We start from the raw sequence: 2,689 nt of genomic DNA, 5'->3' as shown, positions 1-2,689 counted from the left end.
GACTTCCGGCGCATCGCCACGCGATATGACAAGCTCGCCCGTAATTTTTTGGCCGCTGTTCATCTCGCCGCTCTCGTCGCATATTGGCTCAATTGAGTCTGGACCCTAGGTGTTTGGCCCCGGCATTTCTGCAGCGGATTGAGTTTGAATCGTTCCGGCTGGGAAGTTCAATCCTGAATCCAAACAGACCCTAGTCGGGTGCTCCGAGAAATGCATCGACGGAGGTGCGACGAGCATCCGATCATAAGTAGGTCTACAGGTTCCGAGCGGGTAGACGGAGCGATGCGGTGATGGCCGAACTTATCCATTCGGTCGATAGATCTGATCAAGAAAATCAATTTTACCGATTGTAGCGTCGTCATATAGACCGTCACCACGGCTGGGGCTAACCTAGGGAAGCGATCTCCCAATGAAGAAGTCAGTTTTGGTGACGGCGAGCGCCCTCGCACTTGCGACCGCGGCGGTACCTCCATTTGCTGCAGAAGTTGCCGCGCAACCGCTCACCTCCAGCGTGCAGGTAGCCGATACATCGTATCCTCAGTGCGCCGATGACCCATTGAATGGTATCTGCGATCTGTTTTTTTGCTTGACCGATCCCGCGTGCGTGCTGCACTGACGACGGAAAACAATCAAGCAGAGAATGAGGATCGAGCCTCGTGCGGCCGCTGCTCCGTCAGCGGCCGCATCCTTATGCCGTTCGTTTACGCTGGCGGATGGTGCGAGCCGCGCCTTCTTGTTCTCTAAAGATGATCAGAGTCATTGCTCACTCCAGCCGGCGGGTGACGGCAGCCCGATCGCTCAACTGCAGCATCGGCGAACGTTGGGTAAACGGAGAAAGCCGTTTCAGACCGCGACGCTGCCGTTACGGCCGGAACTCCTTCACGATGTCAAGCTGCGCCAGTTTTCAGGATAGATTGCTGTTCGGGCTAGCCCCATACCGTGCTCCTGCTCGATGTTCGCATTTCGGACGTCACAGATGTCATCCTTACCTGTTCGGCTAAGCTACTAGGGCGGCGATCGTGCCGTTACAGATGTTCGTCTATGGTTTCGCTCGAAATTGAGTGGCGCCGTCTCCGGCATCATCACCATGGCAAAGAGCCCGGCCGCGCTCGCGAAAAGCATGTACCAGGCGGGCGCGAGTGCGCTCCCGGTCAAGTAGATCAGCCATGTGACGACCAGTTGAGCTGTGCCTCCGAAAATGCCTATGGCAAAAGCGTAAGTCGTCCCGAAGGCGCCACCACGAATGTTCCTGGGCAAACTCTCGGCCATGCTTACGTAGAAGGCGCTATACGGAACCGTTCCGATAAGGGTGAGCGTGCCGAGGCCTCCTAAAAGTGCGAAGGCGCTGCGGCTCTCTGCAATCCACAAGAATACCGGATAGATCATCAGCAACGCAGCTGCCTGCGGCCATATCATGATGCGCCGGCGGCCTGCGCGGTCGGCGAGCAGGCCGCCCAACAGCGCCGCAGCAATGCCTGCCATATTGCTGATGAGCGTGGCGCCGAAGGCGAGAGGCGCGGATACGTGGAGGGTGTTCAAGGCGTAGGTGGTCATATATCCCGTAACGTAAGTAGTGATCGTGCAGCTGGCCAAGATGACGAATCCCAAGCTCATGATGCGGCGAGCGGCGGGCGATCGCCTTACAGGCCGGGTGACCAGAACCGGCGCCTCCGGGCGGAGAAACGTTTCGGGTAGGACGCTCCGCAGCCAAAGTCCGAACGGCAAAGTAACGGCGCCGAGCAACAGCGCGATCCGCCATCCGTATGCATTGAGCGCCTCACTTGTCATGGTGAGCGTGAGTATTTCTCCAACCAACGCTCCAGCCGTCGCAGCGACCTGTTGGCTCGCGGGCTGAAAGGAGACAGCAAGACCGCGGGCTTTGGCTGGTGCCGCTTCCATCAAGTAGGCTGTCGTTGGACCGACTTCGCCTCCGAGAGCAAAGCCCTGCAGCAAGCGTGCGAAGATGGCTAGCAACGGAGCGGCAAATCCTATTGTCTCGTACGATGGCGTAATGGCCAATAATAGGACCGCGACGCTCATCATAGCAAAGCTGGCGGTCATGGCAGGCCGGCGGCCAACCCGATCCGAATAGGAGCCGAGCACGATGGACCCGATTGGCCTGGTCACAAAACCCGCGCCGAAGGTTCCGAGTGACAGCATGAGGCTGGCGAACTGGTCGGTTGCCGGGAAGAACGCCTGACCGATCTGTATTGCGAAAAAGCTATAGGTGCCGAAGTCGTAGAATTCGAGCATATTGCCGATGGTGGCGCCCAACACCGCCCGGCGCGTTAAGCCTTCGTCTGCCGGACTGGGGACCGGCTCCAGCCTCTCTCGAGTTAATTGCCTCGCCATCCTCAACCTGATCTGGAGCGCGAACCCTGGCCCGAACATTTCCACCAGACACCGGTCGCGCAAAGTTGCAGTCCGCTTGCCCGAACTCGTCCTTCACGGCCATTGCGCCTGTCCACATGTAGCCTGAAGCGCGTCGCTACAAACCTCACGGTAACGTCTGCAATAAGAATGCCTGCCTTTCTGGGCCGATTTGACTTCTGGTCTGATCCCGGGCCTGGCCGGTAAGAGGTAAGCGGAGCTTTTCTCCCATTTGATTGACTGGTTTCGCTTCGGCTTTCGCTCTGCGATCCTTGGCTTGTCAGAGAGCCGAGAGGAGACTGAAGGCGATGGAACAATC

2 protein-coding genes and 1 pseudogene are annotated in these 2,689 nt (G+C 58.2%); 2 read left to right on the top strand and 1 reads right to left on the bottom strand.

The annotated features are described in order from the left end of the window. Both QJT78_RS50010 and QJT78_RS50005 read left to right on the top strand, forming a co-directional pair. Positions 1-96: pseudogene (locus tag QJT78_RS50010) on the top strand (IS5/IS1182 family transposase); the annotation flags it as partial. 313 nt (positions 97-409) lie between these two features. Further along, a complete protein-coding gene (locus QJT78_RS50005) occupies positions 410-616 on the top strand; it encodes a hypothetical protein (protein WP_011084669.1) in 207 nt (68 codons plus the stop codon). 389 nt (positions 617-1,005) lie between these two features. On the opposite strand, the gene QJT78_RS50000 is transcribed toward QJT78_RS50005, so the two are convergent. After that, positions 1,006-2,352, bottom strand: a complete 1,347-nt coding sequence (locus tag QJT78_RS50000; RefSeq protein ID WP_193376010.1) for a citrate-proton symporter — start codon at positions 2,350-2,352, stop codon at positions 1,006-1,008. Between the last annotated feature and the right edge of the window lie 337 nt (positions 2,353-2,689).

This window comes from Bradyrhizobium sp. Mp27, from assembly GCF_029953005.1.
Classification (GTDB): Bacteria; Pseudomonadota; Alphaproteobacteria; order Rhizobiales; family Xanthobacteraceae; genus Bradyrhizobium; species Bradyrhizobium barranii.
Note: the sequence above shows the minus strand (reverse complement) of the source record. Positions and strands in the feature narration are given on the sequence as shown.